This is a genomic window from Cellvibrio sp. pealriver (assembly GCF_001183545.1).
Lineage (GTDB): Bacteria > Pseudomonadota > Gammaproteobacteria > Pseudomonadales > Cellvibrionaceae > Cellvibrio.
This window is the reverse complement of record NZ_KQ236688.1, coordinates 3722867-3745652: the sequence shown is the minus strand read 5'-3', so window position 1 is coordinate 3745652 and position 22786 is coordinate 3722867. Positions and strand designations below refer to the sequence as shown.

Here is a 22786-nt window from a genome sequence, read left to right as displayed (position 1 = left end):
GCCGCTAGACATCAGCGGCTTTTCCTTGTCTTACACTAACCCAAGGAGAGGATTAGAAGCTGTAACGAACACCCAGGTTATAACGCGCACCGTATTGGTAAGCAGATTTAAACTGGTTTTCGTAACGAGCATAAACGCGTTGTGATGCATCAGTTACGTTAATACCTTCAACAAACACGGTCATACCTTCAACAAATGGCAGATCATAGCTAACGGTAACGTCTACTTGACCGTATTCTTCGGTGTAGTAAGGAGTATTGCCTTCACCGAAACCATTCAAGAAAGTATCGCGCCAGTTGTACGCAATACGCGCTTGCAAACCATTGGCATCATAGAAACCTACCAAGTTGTAAGAATCGCTCAGACCAGGTAATGCGAACTGGAAGTCAGTTGAAGAGTTATCAACGTCGATATCACTGGTCACAAAGGTGGCGTTAGCCTGTAAGCCAAAACCACTTTCACCAAACATATGTTGCGCAGCCAATTCCCAACCATGGAACCGTGCTTGCTCCTGGTTTGCTGGCTGGGTCATGTTGAACATAGCCAGTGGATCGTTATTGTTTTGCACAATGTTTTGGTTAGTAGCAATACCTTCGTTCGCTTTGATGCGCTCAATAACGTTAGCGTCAGTTGGCGTGCCACCTTCAGCAATGATTTGCGCTCTTGCAAGATCAGCACGTGGGCCTTTGGAAGGATCACGCAGATTACCTACCGGACGTTCAGTAATCACATCAACGATAAAGTCATCTACTTGCTTCAAGAAGAAACCAGCAGATACATAACTCGCATCGTCGTAATACCATTCAGCAGACAAGTCGAAGTTGTCAGCCATAAACGGCATCAAGTCTGGGTTACCTGCAGTACCAGTACGCTCACCCGGCTTCGGACGAGTGGTTACACTGGTAGTACCAATCATTTTGCCCAAAGTAGGACGGGTGATGGATTTGCTGTAGCTCATACGAGCCATAACATCTTCAGTAACATCCAAGCTCAAATCCAGGTTTGGCAGGAATACATCATAGTCACCACCAACTGAGGTGTAAGAGCTTTCATCAGCCAGATTGAGGCTCCACTCGGTTTGGTTAATCCATACGATTTCGGCTGGATCACGCTGGAAGCTATTAGCTTCAATATCTGTGCTCTCGTAACGCATACCGGCGGTAGCTTTCAGCTCCATACCTGCAACGTCGCCCGCTGAGTTGATTTCCATGTAAGCGCTGGTTGTATCTTCAGTCACTCTGTGGTCGCTAACAGGGTTGCCATCAAGGTTCGGACGCATATTGCCTGTGCCCCAACCCCAAGGTCTGGTTGAACCGCCGGGGATGTTCCACTCGGTTTCAGCAATAGCTACGCCTTTCTCGAAATCCCAGTCGTGGTACACAGGTACGTTGGAACCACCACCAGAGAATGATGGAGTCAAACCGTTCAGTTTGTGCTCAGCGAAAATGTCATCCGGGAACAAGTCCTGGTTGCCACCGTACCAACCAGCAGCGATCTGGCCAGTGCTGAAAGATCTCCAACGGTTAGCAATTTCTGCATTACCGATACCGAAATCAATAGAAGTAATACCTGCATCAGCACCGGTATCGAAAGTACCATCAAACTGGAATTGGGTTACTTCTGATTTATTGAGCGCCAGGTTAGCTTCACCAAACAGCGAATCGTAAGACGCAGCTGTAGGCACACCATTTACAATACCTTTACCGTTCGGATTGAAGGTTACGTGCATGTAAGGGATGTCTTTCCCTTCTGTAGAATCGTAGGTTTTGCGATCAATAAATGGCGCAGCCAAAATCAGGAATGCGTTATTACCGCGATTAACACCGCCGTTTTCATTGATAGAGTCATGCGCGTCAAAAGAAAGCGTCAAGTTGTCTGATGCTTCCCACTCTACGTTGAAACCTACCGATTTATTTTCGGTTTCAGATTCGTTCAAACGGATATTTGAAGCGAAGTCGTCGCCAGCAGCAGTCAGCTTGGTAACGGTACCGTTCTCATCGATTACAACTTCACGTGCATCAGAGCCAGAATCGTTGTACCAAATACCGACACCAGTGTTGATTGCAGTCAAATCAACTTTTGCATAGGTGTAGTCGAGAGTAGCCTTGACGGTATCAATTGGAGTGTATTGCAACACCAATTGACCATTGGTTCTTTCACGATGGAAATCCTCAATGCCGTAGCCAAAGTTACGTGGATAAAATACAGGGCCAGTTTTGTCGGCACGATTATCGGTCACATTGACTGTAGCGCCAGCACCAGCTGCTGCAGACTGGAAGTCAATACCGTTACGCCAGTTGGCGATATCAGCATTTACCGCACGGTTGTCACGCTCTTGGTATGAACCGGAAATGGCAATACCGAAGGTGTCATCTGCGAAGGTGTTGCTGAAAATACCAGAGATTTCCGGAGTGATGTCATCACCCACTTCATTGGTGCTATCCATTACTGCCTTGGCACCAACAGCGGCTTTCAAACCTGGATTGTCTAATGGACGTGCAGTTTTGATGTTTACCAACGCACCAATACCGCCAGAAGCACGGGTAGCACTGAAGGTTTTGTAAACTTCAACACCACTTACGGTTTCAGCAGCCAAATCAGAAAACTCAAAACTACGGCTGGAGCCGTTAGTTGGCATTTGACGGCCGTTCAGGGTAACGAGGTTAAAATCAGGACCAAAACCACGCACGGTGATTTTGCTACCTTCGTTGTTTTGGCGGTCAATAGACACACCTGAAATACGCTGTAAGGATTCAGCCAGGTTGGTATCAGGGAATTTACCGATATCTTCTGCAGAGATCGCATCCACAACACCTTTGGCATCACGCTTGATGTCCATGGCGCGTTGCAAGCTGCCCTTGATACCAGTAACCAGAACTTCTTCGACGCTATCATCTTGTGCTGCTGCGAAACCACTCATGCCGAAAAGAGTAGATGCAACCGCTGTAGCGATCAGTTTTTTCTTAAAGCCCGTAGACTGCTTTGTTGTTAGTGTCTTATTCATGGAGTTCTCCATTTATTTATTGGTATGAAATTGTGTAATGACCTTTCAGTTGATTAAGAGGCGTGAGCCTCCCTGTAAAACCCTAGGCCAAAACTGCTTTTCTAGCGAAGCCATAATTACAATTGGTTCGAAAAAGTGTCGTCCCACCTTCAAATTTACTCGAACCTGAGGCATATCACTTTCCACTTAAGCAAATGGGATTAGCTAATTTATTTATATTTCAATAAGTTATCTTCATTTTTGCATGTTACCTCCCATGTGTAGAATCTACTCAATTCAGAAAGTGGTACAAATAAAAAACCCCTGCGCGGACTTGTCCAGGCAGGGGTTTGACGTTTAAAGCTTTCTTTTATTTATCTGTTTACGGTGCTTTTACAGCTTGGTAATGCGGAACCAGTTCAAATTCCAGCCCGATTGTTGGGCAAAGATTCCGAAGCTGTAGGTACCCGCATTAAGGGTTACGGTGTGATTTACTGTCGTCCAATTCTGCCAGCCACCAGTCGCCGGAATCGTCACATTACCCAATTGGGTAGCACCCGCATTCAAGTCTGCTGATAACAGTGAACCCGATGGGCTAGCGACGCGGTACTCAATGCGATAGCTACCGGTAGTCGGAATGGTGATGTTGGCGTAAGCCATCCAGTCACCTGCATCTATGTAAGACACGTTTTGACCACCGTTGGTATCGGTTGTCGCTTCCGTTTGAACACCACTCATTGCCGTGAACGCTTCCGCTTGCACCAATTGGCTAAAGGCTGGGGCTGAGCTGCTCGCAGCGGTGCTGCTGGCCGGAGTGCTGGAGTTGCTACCGCCAGAACAGCAGCTGAATTGCACCCATGAGGTATCTATAGCACCGGCACCTTGGGCGATAGTGAAGAAATAACGCACAGTTGCACCTGCAGGAATACCTGTTACATCGATGGTATTGGAGTTATCGGCATTGTGAGTCATACGGATATTTTGCTGGGCACCATTGTTGATGGTGTAGTGAATATCAGCCCAAGCAGCATTGTTTACATAGAAACGAACACTGCTGCCGCTCAGGATACTGTGGCCATTACCGGTTGTTGGTGCAGTCGATGACACGCTGGAGCTGCTGTTGTTCAGACTGACAACAACCGCCGAGGCTTTATCATTGAAGGCACCTAGATAGCTGCTATCCGCCGTCAAGGTCACACTGGTACCAGTAAAGTCACCGTGCTCATACAGCGTAACTTTATAACCAGCAGGTACACGCACAGAGGTAGCCTGGTCATTCACAGCACCCGCCGCCACAAACGCGTTGTAGTTATATGTCCCGACCGGGAAGCTCGCTGACCAACCGGCATAGTTGATGTCGTTGTACAGCGTTACGGCATTCGCAGACACACTGCTCGAACTGCCCACGCTACTGGATGGTGTCGAGCTGCTGGTACCGCCACAACCTGCACCGCTAGACACTACCGATTGACCAGTGCGCTTCAGGGCATAACCTTTTGCTGGCACAGAGAAGCTGGTGCCATCAGAGTAAGCCACGTTGATCGCCGAACAGCCGAAGTTGTAGGCGATATAGGTCAGGGTGCCGTTCTTGTTGAAAGCAACCGCCGCAGGATGGTTAGCCGTCAGCGCGCCAGTACCGGTCGCCAAATGACCTAATTGCTTGTAGGTGTACACCCAGTGATAGGTATGCGCTTTGGTCTCGCCCTCTTCCGGAATCAGGTTGTTCAAACCATAGGCCAGCATATCGTCTACCGCCGCCTGACCGTTGGTCATCGCCCAAATATTCCACCAGACATCGCGCCATTGGCCGTTAGGTAAACCGGAGGGTTTGCCGTTGGAGGATTCGCTCAGCCCAAGGGTGACGTAGTTGTTCAGATAACCGGGGTGTTGGCCAATATGCAGCACCAATGGGCTCAGCGGCAGGCCTTGAATACCCAGAATATGCGCGTAAGCCGCACTGAACCAGGTAGAGAACACATGGCCGTTGCCCCAAATAATGGAAGTCGTTGGTTTGGTGTAAGTCGAGGTGAAGTTGTCGTAATCGCCACCCAAACCTTTGTAGCGGTCGATGTTGTTCCAGTATTCCCAATAAGCGGCTGTTGATGATGCATGCAGGTACATACCGCGCTCGGTCAACGCATTATTGCCGGTGATCATGCCGTACAGGATGATCGCGCCGTACGCATTCGCTGCTTCAGAGGTCGATTCGTTGTTATTGCCCAGCGCAAAGTTAGCGTGGCCTGATGCCCAGGAGAAACCATAAGCCGGGTCAAAGTTGCGCAAGTACGGGAACATCGCATCGTCGCGGCCAGCGGCGTAGTCGCGGATCAACAGCTCAACCATCGGGCCGTATTGGGTAGATCCACACCAGGCGGCATCGATACGGCAGATTTCAGCAGCCGCACGCACAAAGTAGCCGTAGTGGAAATGGTGGTCGTTCAACTGTTGTTGCGCGCCAAAGGATTCATCGAACCCAAGCAGGGTGTTCCAGTTGTTGTCGTACGCGAAGTATTTGGTGGTATCAAGGCTGCCAGTGGTATTGGCGCGGAACCAATCCTGCAACTCGGCTTTGAGCCAGGCGATCATTTGGTTGGCTTCAGTAGTCATACCAATCGAACGGGCGATTGCAGCCAATTCGGCAACTTTGCCGTAGTTTTTACCGGCCCAATAGGTATCGGTCGCGGTGTTCCACTTGGAGGTGCCCTGGTTAACAAACTCGGTTACCAGCGCGCGCAATTGGGTTGCATTGTAATCGCCGATATTCTCAGGGAAGTAAGGCAATACACCGACGTAAGGAATGGTGTAGCTGAAGCTACTGGTAGTCGCGAACTTGGTTACACCGCGGGCGGAGCGCACTTTGTAGCTGGTAACGGCCTGGGTAGAGTTTTTCCAGTGCAGCGGCAGCAATCCCGCCATGGTGGTCACGTTTGCGCCATTGAATTGGTATTGGTGGCTGATGGTGACTTTGTTAGTCGCACGGTCAACCGCGTAGTTGATATTTACCTTGTCCACACGCTGGGTGGCGTACTGGGCGAAAGCGCTGATCATCGCTGCCGATGGCGTGCCGGTCAGCTGTGGCAACCAGGCAACGGTCATACGCTTGGTGCTGTTGTTAACACCGATGCTATTGGTATTCACACCGGTAAAGGTAGTGGCATCGTGACCGACGATCAGGAACGCATTGCGATTGCCCGCCACGTCCGTCCAGATCCCCAAATTGTTGCCGCTTTGGTGGAATACACCCTTCTCGCCGCCGTCAGCAGACTTGGTGCGTATCACCAGATTGCCCTGCAGCGCGGTGAAGTAAACGTAAGGAGAGCCATGAACAAAGGTCGCTTCCATTACTGCAGTCGCGCCACTTTTCCACTGCACGGTGACAGAACCGTCGCTGAAATCTTTGAGGAATGCATCGAGGTTGGAGTAAGACGAGTTACCTACCGCGATACCATCAAACACTTCGCTGAACGGATCGGGAATGGAATAAAGAGTGTCATTAGTGCCGGTACGCAGACCGCCTGGAATCCCCAGAATACGCACACCGCGCTCGGTGATACGCGCGGTTATTGGATCAGGTGTGATATAGCCGGAGTCAGTGGTGGCACCAACTCTCATCTCCCCCATAAAAGGGATTGAACCCCACCAGCGATGGGTCATAGTCGGTTTGGTACTCGCAGGAGACACTTCTTGCGGATAAATAGGGGTTGGAGTGCCAATCGGATTACAACTGCTCACACCCGGTTTGACCACACCGGCGTTATGGATCCAGTTGCCGTAATCCACCACACATTTCCAGCCGGCAGGGTTGACGGTATCGCTAATATTGCCGGCACCATAACTCAGGATTGCGGAATTGCTGGCATGGGCAAAACCCAGTGCGCCCAGCAATAGCAGGACTCTGTTGAATCTTTTCATATAAGTGACCCAATGGTTGTTATTGATTATTTGAACCGGGAGCACCGTGTCTCTGATGGGTATTGCGAACGTCACTGTTATTATTATTCAAGATTCCTGAGAGACGAGAGGGACTGCGCTCCAGTAGCCTTATCGTCCACCTGAATTTAACTCTGGTCGTCCCATGTTGTCGTCAAAATACAAACTGGGCCTGTCTCACTTTGATGCAATGCAAAGAGGGAAAGCTGCCGATCTGCTGCTATAGTTTTTTCAAGCTAGGCTTTAGGCGATACGACACTGGCTAGTTATAACAACCCAGAGCAACCTATGCAGAGATTTTTTCCGGCTTGCGCCCCATTACGGATGCAGCGACAACTGACAATAACAGCCTGCGTGATGCTTGGCTGGCTGATAAGCCCGCTCACCCTTGCAGATTCATCACCCTCCGTTGAAGACCTGTTCGAGATGGATCTCAAGCAGCTGCTCAATACCCGCGTCACCGGCAGCCACCTGAGCCTTGAAGCGCCTGCTTACAGCCCGATCACCGTGATAGACCAGGAGCAAATCAGCCGCTCCGGTGCCAACTCGCTGGATGAACTCCTGCAGCAATTACCTATTTCTGCAGGTTATGCGGGCAATGCAGGCAATACCTACTGGGGTACTAACGGCAACAGCAGCACCCACGTAAACCTGCGCGGGCTGGGCATTAACCGGACGCTGGTCTTGATCGATGGTCATCGCATTGCCAATGGCGGCACAGGTGCCAATGCTGCAGTTGACCTGAATGCCATCCCTCTCTCATTAGTAGAGCGGATTGAAATTTTCCGCGATGGAGCCTCGGCTATTTACGGTGCCGATGCCGTGGCTGGAGTGGTCAATATCATTACCCGCACCAACCTGCAGGGTGCTGAAGCCAGTATCCGCTATGGCGAAACCAGCAAGCACGATGGCGCAACACGCAACGCACGGATCAGCTGGGGCGCAAACGGTCAGCTGGGTGCCAGCAACAATCAGGCATCCCTGCTGCTTGACCTGAATCACTACACCAGTGACCCCATCAATATGGCCAGCCGCGCTCCCTGTGGGCTGGGCGAGGTGAATGGGGAGCTCGTCTGCGTAAACAGCGGCAATACGATTGGTGGGCGCGCCCGCCTTGCCGATGGCCAACGCATCAACTTCAACCAAATAGCAGGCGGCGATGGCGACTTTTATGAGCCCTATTCCGCCAGCAAACATAATTTCAACGCCAACCCTTATCTCAATGCCATCAACCCGGTTGACCGCACCAGCCTGAGCGCCAAAGCGGAGCTTATTACCCAAAGCCAACTGCGGCTGTTTTCAACCGTTATGTACACCAAACAAGAGGCTGAGCAGCTGGCATCCCCCGGAACGTTGGGGTTAAACCGGCCAATGTCGATCAGCGCCGATCACCCGACCAACCCCACAGGCCAGAACCTGGTACTGGAGCGGCGGCGACTGCTGGAAGCCGGTACACGGAGTTTTTATCAGGATATTGATTACAGCTACGGCCTGATCGGCATGGAGTACAAGATCGGGGACAACTGGCTATGGCAGAGCAGTATCAACCACAGCCGCAACACCGGACTGGATGGCTGGACTAATGTCGCCAACCTTGACCGGGTAGACCAAACACTCGACACCAGCGTTTGCAGTAATGCCCCGAATGCCGCTATTCCCTGTGGCGACTATCTGGGTTATGGCGACCTGAGTGCGCAGGTGCTCGACTACATAATGACGGATATCCAAGATCGCGGCGGCAATGAGCAACAGGCCATCGCCACCCACCTGAGCGGCGAACTGATGCAACTTCCGGCTGGTGCCTTGATGCTGGCAGCGGGTGCCGAAGTACGCGAAGACAAAGCCTGGCGCTATCCCGACCCGCTCGTGCTGGCCGGTATCGCCAACAGTGGCGAGCAGGAAGTGGTTAAGGGCAGGCTCAAGGCGCAAGAAGCCTTTGTGGAAACCAATATCCCGTTGTTGCGCGACTTGCCCGCCATTAAATCGCTGGAGCTCAGTGGTGCATTGCGCTATTCCGATTACGATCTGTTTGGCGATAACACCAATTACAAGCTGGCGCTGAATTGGCAACCACTGGATGACGTGGAGCTGCGCAGCAGTTACGCCAGTGCGTTCCGCACCCCGAACGTGCCTGAACTGTTTCTGGGGAATCTGGTGCAAAACCGCATCACCCGCGACCCTTGCAGCAACTGGAGCAGCCTGCCCGCCAACTCGATCACACGCCAAAACTGCCAGGCAGCCGGGGTGCCAGCCAACTACCAGCAACTGGTTACCAGCGTTCCTACCACCGTAGGCGGCAACCCCGACTTGCAACCGGAAGAGGCCAACACGCGCACCCTCGGTATCCTCTGGCAGCCCGCTTTTGCGCCAGGTCTGAGTGCCAGCCTGGACTACTACAGCATCAATATCGACAAAGCGATAGTGACTATCGATGGCACCACCCGCCTTGCCGCCTGCTATAACTCCACTAATCTATCGCACCCCCTGTGCGGAGCCAGCCATTTCACCCGCAATCCGTTTAGTGGCGAGATCAATTACCTCTCGGTGCAATGGGTGAATGCCGCACACGAGAAACAACAAGGGGTAGATCTCAGGCTCAGCGGGGAGACAGAGTGGGAGGGCTGGCAGGCACAGCTCGACTGGTACACCAGTTATCTGGATAGCTACCAGATCCAGCCCTACCAAAATGCCGGGCGCATTGACTATGCCGGTAAAGTCACCAGCGGGCGCGGCAGCTATCTCAAGTGGCGCTCGCAGGCGCGCCTGACCCTTGCGCGCGCCAACTGGTCGGGCAGCTACGGCATCCGTTACTTGCACAAAGGCACCCAGTTGGATGCAATACCTGGCAGTATCGGTGCCAATATTCCTGCGGTTAGCTATCATCATTTACAGATGCGCTATCAAGCCGCCAAAACACTCGAACTTGCGCTGGGCATAGACAACCTGTTCGACCGCAGTGCGCCTTATGTAAGTAATTGGCTGGATACCAATACCGACACCATGACCTATGATCAGGCCGGACGTCGCTGGTATTTGGGCGCAACAATAAAATGGTAATGCCAGACACGGAACCAAGAATGGCCAAGATCAGACTGCACAACTTTTTGCCTGTATGGCTGCCGCTGTTGTGGTTGCTCAGTGGAAGCACCCATGGCAATACCCAAACAGCCACCACAGCCTCCGCAACAGCAACACCCATGGTCGTTCGTTACTATGACCGCGGGCTTAAAGATGCCCGTCACGCTTACAAATTCGAACTGATCAAACGGATTCTGGAAGTCACCCGCACCGAATTTGGCGATTACACCATCGTCCCGTTTGGCGAAGAACCCAGTGCCAAGCGGCAAGCGCTGCTGATTACGGAAGGGCAAATCCTCAATTTGCTGTGGGCATCGCCGGGTACGGTCATCGCGCGCGCCGAGGTGCATACCATTCCGGTGGACATCCTGCGCGGTTTATTGGGGTACAGGGTGTGCCTGATCAATCCGGCCAACTTTCCCGAGCATCCGCGTGAGCTTACCTCCCTGCACCAACTATCTATCGGGCAGGGTTTGAATTGGCAGGATATTGAAATTTATAAACACAACGGCATCGCACTCAAACAGGCCCCCACTTTTGAAGCCCTGTTTGACATGCTCGCCGCAAAACGTTTCCAGTGTCTGCCTCTGGGTGCCGATGAAGTGATGTACACCTTGCGCGACAAGAAAGCCCAGTACCCGTTTTTAACACTGGATAACAACCTGTTGATCTATTACAACTACCCAATCTATTTGCACGTCAGCAAAAAATTTCCACAGCTCGCGCAGCGGGTTGAATTGGGGCTGAAAAAATTGCAGGAATCAGGCGAGTTCACCCGCCTGTTCAACCAACACCACGCTGCCGATCTGGCACAACTGAACCTGCGGCAGCGCAAAGTGTTTTGCTTGCCGTCGCCCTACTTACCGGACGCGCAGCAATGCGATAAATCGCTAAGCTTTCCGGACTGATAAACACCAAGGATTATTTATTTTCCTTCTGCATAACCGCACGGAAATGTTTGCCCTGCATGGTTGGCTCGTAGGTTTCATAGTCGGTAAACAATTGTGGCGACCAATCCGGATCAAACACCCAGGCCACCCAACTAATACCTTTACTGCCAAAGTAATCGGTAATGCGTTTGCCGTATTTGCCATCGTCAATCACCGGTATATGCGCGCCTTTATCAGTCGCTAATTGGTAGCCAATTTCGGTGGCAAAGACCGGATATTTATCGGCGATAAAACCAAAATCACGCGTCCAGTTTTTTTCGTAAGGCGCACCCACTTTCATCGGATAAGGATGGCTCACATAGGCCACGTTCTCGCGCTCGATAGGCGCAGTGGCAACCGGCGTTAAGTCATAGGCCCAATTAAAACCTGCTACCAGTGAAATCGCATTGGGGTTATGCGCTTGGATCACCGTAATGATCTCTTCATTAATCGCCTTCCACTCCGCCCAACTCAACAACCCCAAACGCCCGTTGAATACGGTTGGTTCATTAAAAACTTCATAGAACGCCACTGCATTCACACCGGCATAACGCTCGGATACCGTGCGCCAAAAATCGTTGGTTTCACCGCGGTCGGTGTAGTAGGAATTATTCTGGAACATTTGCGATTTCAAATTGCCGATGGAGTGCCAATCGATAATCACATACATGCCCAATTCATTCGCCCAAATCACGACTTGGTCAAGTAATTCCAGATAGGCTTTTTTGCCCTGCTTGCGCCAGGCGGATGGATGCACAGGAATACGCACCACATTCGCGCCCCATGCCTTGATGACTTCAAAATGTTTTTTGGTGAAATGTTTGTCGCGTGCGATTTTATCCGGGTCAGCAATATTCACACCGCGAAATACAGTTGTTTTGCCAGACTCATCGACAAACACATTACCCTTCACTTTTATTAGTGAAAGTTGTCGGGTAATTTTACTTTTATCAAACGCGGGAATATCTGTCGCATTCCACCAACCACTGGTGCTTTCCCATGCATTATCGGCCCAGACATTATGGGCTAATAGATTTGCACTGATGAAAATAAAAAATGAAATGAACAGCGAGCGATAACAACCCTTACGAAATTTCATACTAGCGTCTCCTGAAATTATTATTAGGTGTACAAGCAGCCCAGAAATAACACAAGTAACGCCGCTGTGCAGCGGAAATAACCCAAGTTTACTTTTTATTTTATTTTTCTATTTAATTTTTATAGTTTACTTCTCTATTTTATAGACAACATCCACGCTTTGCGCTTCGCCTGACTCGGCCTCAAGTCGCAACCGGTCGGTGAGTTGGTATTCCATACCCACGCTAAAGGCTTTATTAAAAATACCCACTACATAACGCACCAACAATTTGGGCGTGAGATATTTTCCAATCCACAACTCACTCTGATCCAAACCCTGATCAGATTTTAATTCCAATTCATCCAGGCGAAAAAACTGGCTGATATCAGCGGCAACAAAACCACCGGAATCCATTCCCAAACCACCCATTGCACTTAACAACAACGAGGCATCGCCTTTGGTAAATTCGCCCGCGGGTTTGCCGGTCATCAACATTTTCATGGCCTCGCCATCACTCACACTGGGCGATGAAAATACCGTTGCTTTCGGGCGTTGCAAGGTGCCGTTGATATCCAAACCCACTTTGGTATTTTCTTCATCGCGAATAATGCGCGATGCGCGAATTTCCAAACCGGGGTTTTCATAAGAGCCCTGAAATAATAAGCGGCCGCGATCAATGGTTAGCGTCTGACCGTAGGCTTTATAACTACCATCCACCACACTGACATAACCACTGGTGAAAAATTGCCGTTGCGCTTCTTTCAGCAAATTAACTTTACCCGTCAGCTTGCTGTTTAAACCAAATCCTTTAAAGGTGACATCATCCCCCAATGACAAAGTCACATTACTGAGAATATCCATTTTTTGCTCAGGAGCATCCTCTGTAAATTTTTCATCCACAATCACCGCATCATCGGATACCTGGGTTGCTGATGCTGGAAGGCTTTTGATATTGGCACGCGCCCAGGGAATAACTGCATCGCCGGTAATATTGGCAGCGGTTTTATTTGCGATAATTTTTATATTCGGTGTCAGAGTCGCTTTTAATTCACGCAGTGCGATCACTTGGAAATCAGCGCCATTGACATAACCCTGCACATTCCAGTCGGGCGTTCCCAACTGGTTGAGATCGCCCACTATCGACAAGCGCCCCTTACCGGATTGCATCTGGCTCACCCAATTAACACTGCCTGCCTGGGTTGAATTGATTTGCAGTTCGATATTGCTCAAGTCCAGCCCCAAACGCGGCAAATTAGCAGTGCCATTGCGCAAACTCACTTCACCCAATACGTAGGGTTTTGCAAAACTGCCACCGGCTTTCAAGTCTGCGCGGAAATCGCCTTTCACATCATTGGCAAACGTCAGCAAGGTTTCCAATGGCGCAAGGTTAGAAAATGCTGCCTGCAATGTGGTTTGTTTAATGGTTTTTTGTGCGAGATCCAATTGACTGTGCGCATCAATGCGACCATAGCCAGTCCACTCCATTCCGGCATGTGCATTTAATTGTGACTGTGCTAATTGCGCGCTGATTTTAAAATCGCGCCATGGATAAACTTCGGTAGCACCACCAGTGTATTGATAGCGCAACTCCGCATTGCGCGTGGTGATATTGGCATCAGCAGTGATGTCAGCCAAGGTAAAATTGTTGCTCGCAAAATGGAACGACCCATCCATTACACCGGCAAAATATACTTCTGTTTTAAACAGCGAGAGAAATTGCCGCAGCGGTACTGAATCCAATTGCGCAACAAATTTTGCTCCGGTATTGGTTGCCCAATCGCCACGCACACACAACTGCGGTAGCGAATAGCGCTCCACGCTGCTCGCGGGTAATGGTTGTTGGGTAATTAACCAATCGTAGGTATTTTTAGTAAATGACTGGTTGGGCATCCATTCATTAATGGTTTGCTCACGCGCAACTTGATCCAAATGTTCAACCGCCGCGGTTAAATTGGTGCGGGTTGTCAGGCATTGCGCGCCCATCACCACTGCTTGACGGTTAATGCGAATGGGTTTGCTCGACATCAGCCACCAGCGCGGCACTTTTTTTAACTTTACCGCCAACTGTTCAAAATGGCCGCGCCATTCACTGCCATCGTAACCGCCTGCGAGCTTGATATCGGCACGGCCAAACTGCGTATGCTTCACAACAGATTGGAGCTGGTGCTTATCAAAAGAGCCATTGCCATTAAGTTGGATACTGGAAAAGCGGTTGTCAGCAATGCGCAATTGGTTTGCGCTGAACGCCAGTTGATAATTTTCTGTCAGCAGCTCCGGTGCAAATAAACCGGTAGCATCAATCGCCGCTAAAGATTCAGTTTGATCACTGGCATTATCAGGCTGATTTTTTTCAGCGCCCATTTGCAAACTGGCAAGCGGTGTTAAAGATAAATCCAGTTTTTCAACCGCGTAATTGCCCCAGCGAAATTTTTCTGCAGCCGCCGTCATTTGCAAACGCGGATTTTTCCAATTGCCGCGCAGATTGCCGCTGCTGCGGATACTGCCTTGAATACTCTCATCCAATTGCTGCAAGAGCGGCGCATTCAATTCCCAATCCAACGCGACACTGTTACCTGCATCGCCTTTCAGGGTGAATTGGTTAGCACCCAGGGTGAGCGCCAAGCCAGGCGAGCGGAATTGTTGCCCGTCAAAACTGACACTGCCGCTGCCCTGCAAATTAACACCACGCAACTCACCAGATAATTGCAAATCCTGCAACGCGGCAGTCCATTGTTGTTTGGCTGAATCAAAACCGCCCTGCGTGTTGAATTGGGCATTGATATTGCTCGTCCAATTTTCAAATACACTCGCGGCATTTAATTGTTTTGCTTCGGCATCCAATTGCCATTGCAGTTGCGGTAACCAGCGCACATTACCTGCGATGTTAAGCCCTTGGGGCAATGGGTTTGGAAGCGATTGGTTTGAGAGAGATTGATTTGAGGAAGATTGATTTGGCGATGATTGATTTTGCAATAATAGTGACGGCAATAATTCATTAATACGCAAATGCTCAATCTGGATATTTTCCAAATCGCCTGCTGCTTTACCATTCACTGCCAATGCTGGAGCATCGGGCAAATAGATGTCGCCATCCAATTGCACCTGATAATTTTCCCAATGGCCTTGTGCATTTAACTTTCCACTAGTTATCGGCGCAGGTTGTTCCGGCACCCACCAATCGGCAGGCAAGGTTTGTGTTTGCCACTGCGCGCTCAGGTTGATTGTAGGGCGCATTTGAAAATTCTGCTGTTGATCAACCAGAGCCGTCTGGATATCAGCAGCCAACACGACGGGCAAACTGGTTTGCAAATGCAATTGCAGGGTTTGCAAATTCCCTTTTATATCGGTCGTGCCCATATATTGGAGTGGCTGCGGCTGTTCTTCTGTCGCCGCTGCGTGCCACTGCCATTGCAGATTCGCATCCGTTGTATAAGGAAATGCAAGGCTGGTTGATCCGCTTAATAACAATGCGTAGTCGTCACTCATCAGCGCCAGATTTTTATAGCGCAAGTGAAACGTACCCCAGCTAATAGAACCACTCACACGCGACCAGTGCAGGCGCGTATCGCCTTGCTGGTATTCAATATCTTTTATCAATAACCGGTCGAGACGGATACGCACCGGCAAACGCAAATGCGGCCACTGGTTAAAAGGTTCGGACGATTTATTATCATCAACCGCAGCAGGAATATTGATACGTACTTTGTTTGCCTGAAGCGATTGGATAAACACGGCGCTGTAGAGTAAATCGGCCGGACGCCAGCGAAATGAAACCTGCTCGGCGCGATAACGGCTCGCTTGTGGCGCGTGTTGGTTTTCATTTTTTTTGTCAGCGGTTTGATATTCAATAAATTCAATATCAAGGCCGCGGCGTAAATTGCCGGACATAGCGCCCAGTTGAATATCCACCAAACCAGCGACACGATTCACCAGCCAGTGACTACCGGTTTCGGTTTCTACCAGCGCACTCACTGTCGCCAGCAGGATGAGGCACAGCGCAAGAACGCTAAAAAAGAGTTTGCGTAATTTTTTTAGCATGGCTTACCCAACAACATCATAAATCAGGCCCCATACTGACATGCACCCGCCAACCTTTATCGCCATCCAATGCCTGCGCAACATCCACACGAATGGGTCCAATCGGTGAAATCCAGCGCACACCGGCACCCGCTCCACGCATAACATCAATATCGGTATCGTTCGCGGCATTACCTTGGTCAAAAAAGGCAGCCACTGCCCAATTGGAATCTTCAAAGCGATAATCGTATTCAATACTGCTGACCAATAAATTATTACCGCCTTCAACAACTTCTTTTCCATCCACTATTTTTATCGGGCCGAGGGATTCGTAATCGTAACCGCGCACACTGGAATCACCGCCTGCATAAAACCGCACCGATGCTGGCACTATGGAAAAATTATCGGTTTGTGTCGTGCCCGCTTCAGCGCGCAACAAAACGCGCCCACCGGCAAAACCGGTGATGTATTTTGCGCGCATATGTAATTGAATAAAACTGAAATCAGACCCCAGACTTTGTGGTGAACCGGATAATTTTCCCATTAACGACCAGCCGGACATCGGATAAGGCGAACCATCGGTTTGGGTGCGGCTATAAGTCACCGAGGGAATAATTAAATCGGTACTGGTTTCCGGATCGGTTCCGATAATCGAATCTTCCTGCACATAATCCAGTGCATAAACCTGCAGCCATTTATTGGCTTGGAAGTAACTGTAACTGGCTCCGTAAATATCTTTTTCACTGCGCGAGGTATCGGTAATTTCTTTATCGTAACCGGTGTAGACACGCAAAAATTCATACGCTGGGCGGCGCATGGGCACTGTGTATGTGAGCAAGGCCTCGGTTTTTTTCTCGGCCGCTTTTATATCGGCCGCAACAGAGTGACCGCGCTGGTTTACATAACGGTCATCAAACCCCAGTAATAATCGTGGCCCGGTATCGGTTGCTGCACCAAGACCAATCGAATATTCACGGCGCTTGCGCGCCTCCAACTGAATATCAACCGGCACTTTATTACCTTCAAGCTCTTGCAGGCTCGGAGCAACACTGGCCACGGCAAAATAATTGCTGGCGTTATAGAGATTTTTTAATTCCAATAAATTATCGGTATCGTAGTAATCGCCTTCATTAAAGGTGAAATAGCGGCGCAAAAAATCGTCATCCAGAATGTCGTGTTGTAAACGGATTTCACCAATGCGATAGCGTGGACCGGTATCGTAAATCAATTCAATAATCGCAGATTTTTCGCCGACATTAACCTTGATCTGCGAATGCTCAAATTCCGCATCAAAATAACCATGGGTTGCTGCCAGGGTTCCAAAGCGCGCTTTCAGGGTTTCGTAGCGGCCGTGATTTAATTTATTGCCAATTTTGATTCCGGGTTTTTCATACAGACTTTGAAAAATCGGATCCAACTTGCCTTCACCATTGATCTCAATACGGATCTCTTTCACCAACACCGGATCACCAGGCGTGAGGGTAATATCCAAGCCCCAACACTCTTTGTTTTTCAGTAATTTTGTTTCGTATTCCAGCTGGTAATACCCCAGCGCCTGGGCGGCGATCATCACTTCATTTTCTGCCTCGGCCAGCAGTGCCTGCAAACGCCAGAGCGGTGTTTTACAGCTTTCATCTGCCAATGACAGGTGCAACAAAATATTTTCGCGCAGGCTTTTGGTGCCACCATGCAATTCAATGTCTGGCGATGCCGCTTTTGCAGGCGCAATTGCCAGACACAACAGCAAGGCAGACGGCAGATATGCAGCTCTGTTCCATAAACGCGCAAGCACACGAGCAACAAGAGGCCGCAACCAACGAGGGCGCGGCAGTAAGCAGGACAGCGATGAAAATGAAGTCAGCAATTCCAGGATCTTCACATTGGGATACGATGCATTAGGGAACGAGAGGGTACTTTAACTGCTAAAGACAAACGCTAAAAGGCCAATTTTGTGACAATCTTGTTCGGGTAATTGTTCCTGTCGGCCGCTATAATCCGGTTTTTACTTTTCGGTTGGATCTTCTTTATGCTCAGTTATCGCCACGGCTTTCACGCTGGCAATTTTGCCGATGTGCTCAAACACACTGTACTGGTCCACACGCTGGAGTATATGACGCAAAAAGAGAAACCCCTGCGTATTATTGATACCCATGCCGGTGCCGGTGTGTACAAGCTGGGCGGATATCAGGCGCAAAAAAATCGCGAATACGATAATGGCATCACCCGTTTATGGGAGTGCACCAACCCACCTGCGGCTATCGCCCGCTATCTTGAACAGGTGCGCGCGGTCAATGACGGTGAGCGCTTGCAGTTGTATCCTGGCTCACCCCTGTTTGCACAAAATTTAATGCGCCCTATCGACCGTTTATTTTTGCACGAGCTTCATCCGGCGGATTTCCAAATGCTGAGTGAATGTATGCAAGGCGATAAACGCATTAAAGTCGATGAGGCCGACGGCTTTGCCGGTTTACAGGCACTTTTACCGCCGCCGGATCGCCGCGCATTGGTATTGATTGACCCTTCATACGAAGTCAAAAGTGATTACCAATTATTGGTCAAACAAATCATGCAAGCGCACAAACGTTTTGCGACCGGCACTTATGCGATTTGGTATCCAGTGGTGTTGCGCCAGCGTATTGATGACCTTGAACTGGCATTGAAAAAATCCGGCATTAAAAATATCCAGCTGATGGAATTTGGGCTGCACGCTGACCACCCGGAATACGGTATGACCTCCAGCGGGATGATTGTGATTAATCCACCCTGGACACTCTGGGCAGCCATGGAAGAAACCCTGCCTTGGCTGGTGGATAACCTGAATACAGAAGAAGGCGATGCATTTTATCGCCTGGAACAATTGGTGCCGGAAAAATAATCGTGTATCAAAATCATATTCTGATGAGATAACCACAGCATGAACGAAAAAGCGAACAAAACATCCGAGACTATGAGCACAGCCAAACGCGCCGCGATTTTGTCTGCAACCATATTCCCCGGTGCCGGTTTATTTTTTTTACGCCGCTATGTGCGCGGCTGTATTTTTGCAGTGCCTGCGGCATTGATTATTATCATGCTGTTTAAAAATTTATTTACCGTTGCCTTCCGCTTGAATGCCGAATTGCAAGAAAAAGCAGACAAGGGAATATTTGATTTTGATGTTGCTTATCTCGCCAGTGAACTGCACGGCGCATTTTTTTCATCGCCCTATTGGGACGATGGCAAATGGCTGCTATTGGCAAGTTGGGTATTGAGTATTATCAGCTCCTACTATGCCGGGCAAAAAATCGATCAGGCAAAACAACCACAGTAAGGAACCACATCCATGCAAGCGTCACTTATCGCGATTGGTCTTTTGTTTTGTAGCAATATTTTTATGACCTTTGCCTGGTATGCGCATTTAAAAGAGCTCAACCAGAAACCCTGGATCATTGCGGCACTGGTCAGTTGGGGTATAGCGCTATTTGAATATTTGTTGCAGGTTCCTGCCAACCGCATCGGCTATACGGTCATGAATGTCGGCCAGCTGAAAATTCTGCAAGAGGTCATCACCCTGAGTGTGTTTGTGCCCTTCGCGGTTTTTTATATGAAAGAACCACTGAAGCTGGATTACCTGTGGGCAGGCTTATGCCTTTTAGGTGCAGTTTTCTTTATGTTTAGAGATAAATTGACTGGATAACCCTCAATAACACGCAATAACCTTCCAATCACTGCTGTATTTAGCATGATCGCTAGCACTTCACGCGGGATCGTCTATACCTAAAGACAAACTCGGGGTTTATCCGGGACAGCGAACAGGAGCGCTGACTAATTCCCATAAACACGGACACATTTTGCCCCACTGGTTAAAAATTCATTAACTCAAGGTGTCATGTGAACAACCCCGGCCGCTCTGTACCGCCAACCATATCCAGCCAACAAAATTTCACCCGGCAAAAAATCAAACGCCTGGTGCAAATACTGCGCATCACCCAAATTGCATTGTTGCTGGTCAGCATCATGACCATCAGCGCCGGTCGCTACAGCGACTCCATCACCATGATGGCCACCGGAATTTTTTTATTCAGTGTTGATTGGGCGATTTACAAAAAACACCCGGTAACCGCGACCGCCATTTTTTTGTGTTCACTTACCCTGATGCTGTCCTACCTTGCCTGGACCGGCAGCGGCATTCGCGACAGTGCATTATTGGGCTATTGCGGCGTATTGATTTTTGCCGCCATGCTCGGCAACAAACGCCTGCTAGTGGTATTGCTGTGCATCATGGTATTGATGTTAATGAGCATCGCCTATGTAAATGATTACGGCATACACCAAAACACTATAGAACCTATTAACCTGATCACCGGCAGTATTACCGTTGTTATTTTGATTGTGATTGGTATTGCGGTATGGATGCTCGCACACGATTATCGCTCCGCATTGGATGAACTCGCACGCGAAAATGAACGCGTCAAAAACGCCAAAACCCATATTGAACATATGGCGATGCACGACCCATTGACCGGTTTATGCAACCGCATGATGGCACAACGCAATTTCGACAATTTATTCCGCGATGCACGCGCGCGGCAAAATTTGCTCGGCATTATTTTTATTGATCTTGATAACTTAAAACCCATTAACGATTCACTCGGGCATCAGGCGGGCGACCAGATTTTAAAAGAAGTGGCGCTGCGTTTGCTCAGTTACACCAAAGATGCCGACCGCGTGTGCCGCTACGGTGGCGATGAATTTATTGTGTTTATGCCGCACATCCAAACCGCCGAGCAAGTATCGCAAGCCAGTTTGGAAATTTTGCAGTTGGTTTCTGAAAATTATCTCTACCGCAATATTGAAATTTTTTGCACCTGCTCGATTGGGATTGCACTGGCACCGCAAGATGGCGATGACCTGGACACGCTGATTAAAAAAGCCGACATCGCGATGTATCACTCCAAAGATTCCGGCCGCAACAGTTTCCGTTTTTTTAATCCGGCGATTAGCCGCAACATGCTGGAGCACATCAGTTTAATTTCCGGGATGCGCAAAGCGCTGCAAGAAAACCAGTTCAGCCTTCACTATCAACCTAAGATCAATTTGCAAACCAATGAAATTTGCGGATTGGAAGCACTGCTGCGCTGGCACCACCCGGAGCAAGGTTATATCTCCCCTGCTACCTTTATTCCGCTCGCAGAATCATCCGGTTTGATTATCCAATTAGGCGAATGGGTCATTATTGAAGCCTGCGAACAAGCCAAACGTTGGTACGACCAAGGCCTGTTGGAGTTTGCAGTGGCCGTGAATATTTCTTCGATCCAATTCAAGCGCGGCAATATCGACACTATTGTGCTGGGCTCACTCGCCGCCAGCGGATTACCACCGCAATATCTGGAGCTGGAACTCACTGAATCCTTATTGATTGAAGACAGCGAACGGCTTTCCACTACTTTATCGGCACTGCGCGCAGAAGGCGTGCATTTATCGATTGATGATTTTGGAACAGGCTATTCCAATTTAGGGTATTTGAAAAAATTTGAAGTAGAAGCGCTCAAAATTGACCAATCATTTGTGCGCAAAATGGATGACCAAACCGGCGATGCCGCGATTGTCCGCGCGATCATCCAAATGTCTGCCAGCCTCGGTTTAAAAACCATCGCCGAAGGTGTAGAAGATGCCAGCACCGCCGCCCTCTTGCGCAGCCTTGGCTGCACCCAAGCACAGGGTTACTACTGGGCGCGCCCCATGCCCGCCGATGAAGTGCCCGGTTTTATCGAATTTTGGCGCAAAGATCAGGAATAAAAATTCCTATTACGCCTGTAAAAAACCCATCTAGTATACTAGTGCGTTTGATTTGATTCGTATCAGTGCTTTACTCAATAGGCTCAACCACTACACACAGATGGAGGACATCCACTTGAAACATTCTTTCGGTTTTAAAACAGCGCTTTTGCTCGCCTCATTCAGCATCGCAAGTTGTTCAAAGCAACCACCCACAGCCGCTACAACTGAAGCCCAAACTCCAGCTGAGACTCAAGCAGTTGCGGCAAGTCAGGTGCAAACCAGCGGTATCGAAAAATACCAGGCCTATACCCAAAAATTCACCGACAACACCACCATCACCCAAAACCACGCCACCGGTCACGTGGGCGATTTTTTCTTTACGCATTGGAAAGACGGTGGCGCAACCTCACTCACCATGAGCCCCGATGGTGCCTTTAGCGTGAGCTGGCAAGGCGGCGGCTACAATTATGTCGGCGGCCCGGGCTGGCACTATGGCGATACCAACAGAGTGATTGGCTATCGCTTCAACGAAGACAGCGGTGCTAGCTACATCACCTTATATGGCTGGGGATACGACAAAAATATGTCCGCCTCAGATCCGGCGCACTTGGTGGAGTATTACATTCTGCAACGCTGGACTTACGACCCCAGCAAAGACGGCGTTTTTGGAAAAACGTTTGTCAGTGGTGGCGTGGAATATTCCACCTACCGTTCAATTCGGGAACAAAAACCTTCCATCAATGGCCCGACCACTTTTTATCAATACTGGAGCAAACCCAAAGAGCAATTACCACTCGGGCAAGATCACAAAATTATTTTTGCGGATCACGTAAAAGCCTGGGCCGATAGCGGGTGGATTCTGCCAGACATGAATAACTTCAACGCCAGCGACGACCCCACTTACCAAGTAATGGCCGTTGAAGTGTTCAACCCACCAAAAGACGGCACAGCCTCTGGCAAAGTATGGGATGCTTCTGCACAATAAACGCCAGAAAAAACAAACCCCACAAC

12 protein-coding genes are annotated in these 22786 nt (G+C 49.5%); 7 read left to right on the top strand and 5 right to left on the bottom strand.

What is annotated here, in order from left to right; genetic code table 11:
* Window positions 1–52: 52 nt before the first annotated feature.
* Window positions 53–3004: a TonB-dependent receptor gene (locus VC28_RS16310; RefSeq protein ID WP_049631580.1), complete on the bottom strand. Its 2952-nt coding sequence runs from the start codon at window positions 3002–3004 to the stop codon at window positions 53–55.
* A gap of 372 nt (window positions 3005–3376) precedes the next feature.
* Window positions 3377–6895, bottom strand: coding sequence for a glycosyl hydrolase (locus VC28_RS16305; RefSeq protein WP_049631579.1), 3519 nt, complete (start codon window positions 6893–6895; stop codon window positions 3377–3379).
* Window positions 6896–7201: 306 nt separating this feature from the next.
* Here VC28_RS16305 and VC28_RS16300 point away from each other — a divergent pair, with 306 nt between their 5' ends.
* Both VC28_RS16300 and VC28_RS16295 read left to right on the top strand, forming a co-directional pair.
* Entirely contained in the window at window positions 7202–9970 is a 2769-nt protein-coding gene (locus tag VC28_RS16300; protein WP_082191580.1) for a TonB-dependent receptor, read from the top strand.
* Between the two features lie 20 nt (window positions 9971–9990).
* Window positions 9991–10899, top strand: coding sequence for a type 2 periplasmic-binding domain-containing protein (locus VC28_RS16295; RefSeq protein WP_049631578.1), 909 nt, complete (start codon window positions 9991–9993; stop codon window positions 10897–10899).
* Between the two features lie 13 nt (window positions 10900–10912).
* Here VC28_RS16295 and VC28_RS16290 read toward each other — a convergent pair whose 3' ends face one another.
* The 3 genes from VC28_RS16290 to VC28_RS16280 all read right to left on the bottom strand — a co-directional run bounded on the left by VC28_RS16290 (window position 10913) and on the right by VC28_RS16280 (window position 17894).
* Window positions 10913–12019, bottom strand: a complete 1107-nt coding sequence (locus tag VC28_RS16290) for a glycoside hydrolase family 5 protein (RefSeq protein ID WP_082191579.1) — start codon at window positions 12017–12019, stop codon at window positions 10913–10915.
* A gap of 126 nt (window positions 12020–12145) precedes the next feature.
* Window positions 12146–16036: a translocation/assembly module TamB domain-containing protein gene (locus VC28_RS16285; protein ID WP_049631577.1), complete on the bottom strand. Its 3891-nt coding sequence runs from the start codon at window positions 16034–16036 to the stop codon at window positions 12146–12148.
* A gap of 16 nt (window positions 16037–16052) precedes the next feature.
* Entirely contained in the window at window positions 16053–17894 is a 1842-nt protein-coding gene (locus VC28_RS16280; protein WP_231591801.1) for an autotransporter assembly complex protein TamA, read from the bottom strand.
* 147 nt (window positions 17895–18041) lie between these two features.
* Here VC28_RS16280 and VC28_RS16275 point away from each other — a divergent pair, with 147 nt between their 5' ends.
* The 5 genes from VC28_RS16275 (at window position 18042) to VC28_RS16255 (ending at window position 22760) form a co-directional block, all read left to right on the top strand.
* Window positions 18042–18890 carry a 23S rRNA (adenine(2030)-N(6))-methyltransferase RlmJ gene (locus VC28_RS16275; RefSeq protein ID WP_049631576.1) on the top strand — a complete coding sequence of 283 codons (849 nt, stop codon included), beginning with the start codon at window positions 18042–18044 and terminating at the stop codon, window positions 18888–18890.
* A gap of 39 nt (window positions 18891–18929) precedes the next feature.
* Window positions 18930–19325 carry a hypothetical protein gene (locus VC28_RS16270; RefSeq protein ID WP_049631575.1) on the top strand — a complete coding sequence of 132 codons (396 nt, stop codon included), beginning with the start codon at window positions 18930–18932 and terminating at the stop codon, window positions 19323–19325.
* A 12-nt stretch (window positions 19326–19337) separates the two neighbouring features.
* The gene (locus VC28_RS16265; protein ID WP_049631574.1) at window positions 19338–19691 is read left to right on the top strand and encodes a DMT family protein; all 354 of its coding nucleotides are present in this window, start codon (window positions 19338–19340) and stop codon (window positions 19689–19691) included.
* 194 nt (window positions 19692–19885) lie between these two features.
* A complete protein-coding gene (locus VC28_RS16260; protein ID WP_049631573.1) occupies window positions 19886–21793 on the top strand; it encodes a putative bifunctional diguanylate cyclase/phosphodiesterase in 1908 nt (635 codons plus the stop codon).
* Between the two features lie 115 nt (window positions 21794–21908).
* A complete protein-coding gene (locus tag VC28_RS16255; protein WP_231591800.1) occupies window positions 21909–22760 on the top strand; it encodes a glycoside hydrolase family 11 protein in 852 nt (283 codons plus the stop codon).
* The last annotated feature ends 26 nt before the right edge of the window (window positions 22761–22786 follow it).

Bases quoted from the DNA above. Each gene is read 5' to 3' on its own strand.
- VC28_RS16310 (WP_049631580.1), bottom strand. From the start codon at position 3,004: ATGAATAAGACACTAACAACAAAGCAGTCTACGGGCTTTAAGAAAAAA.
- VC28_RS16305 (WP_049631579.1), bottom strand. From the start codon at position 6,895: ATGAAAAGATTCAACAGAGTCCTGCTATTGCTGGGCGCACTGGGTTTT.
- VC28_RS16300 (WP_082191580.1), top strand. From the start codon at position 7,202: ATGCAGAGATTTTTTCCGGCTTGCGCCCCATTACGGATGCAGCGACAA.
- VC28_RS16295 (WP_049631578.1), top strand. From the start codon at position 9,991: ATGGCCAAGATCAGACTGCACAACTTTTTGCCTGTATGGCTGCCGCTG.
- VC28_RS16290 (WP_082191579.1), bottom strand. From the start codon at position 12,019: ATGAAATTTCGTAAGGGTTGTTATCGCTCGCTGTTCATTTCATTTTTT.
- VC28_RS16285 (WP_049631577.1), bottom strand. From the start codon at position 16,036: ATGCTAAAAAAATTACGCAAACTCTTTTTTAGCGTTCTTGCGCTGTGC.
- VC28_RS16275 (WP_049631576.1), top strand. From the start codon at position 18,042: ATGCTCAGTTATCGCCACGGCTTTCACGCTGGCAATTTTGCCGATGTG.
- VC28_RS16270 (WP_049631575.1), top strand. From the start codon at position 18,930: ATGAACGAAAAAGCGAACAAAACATCCGAGACTATGAGCACAGCCAAA.
- VC28_RS16265 (WP_049631574.1), top strand. From the start codon at position 19,338: ATGCAAGCGTCACTTATCGCGATTGGTCTTTTGTTTTGTAGCAATATT.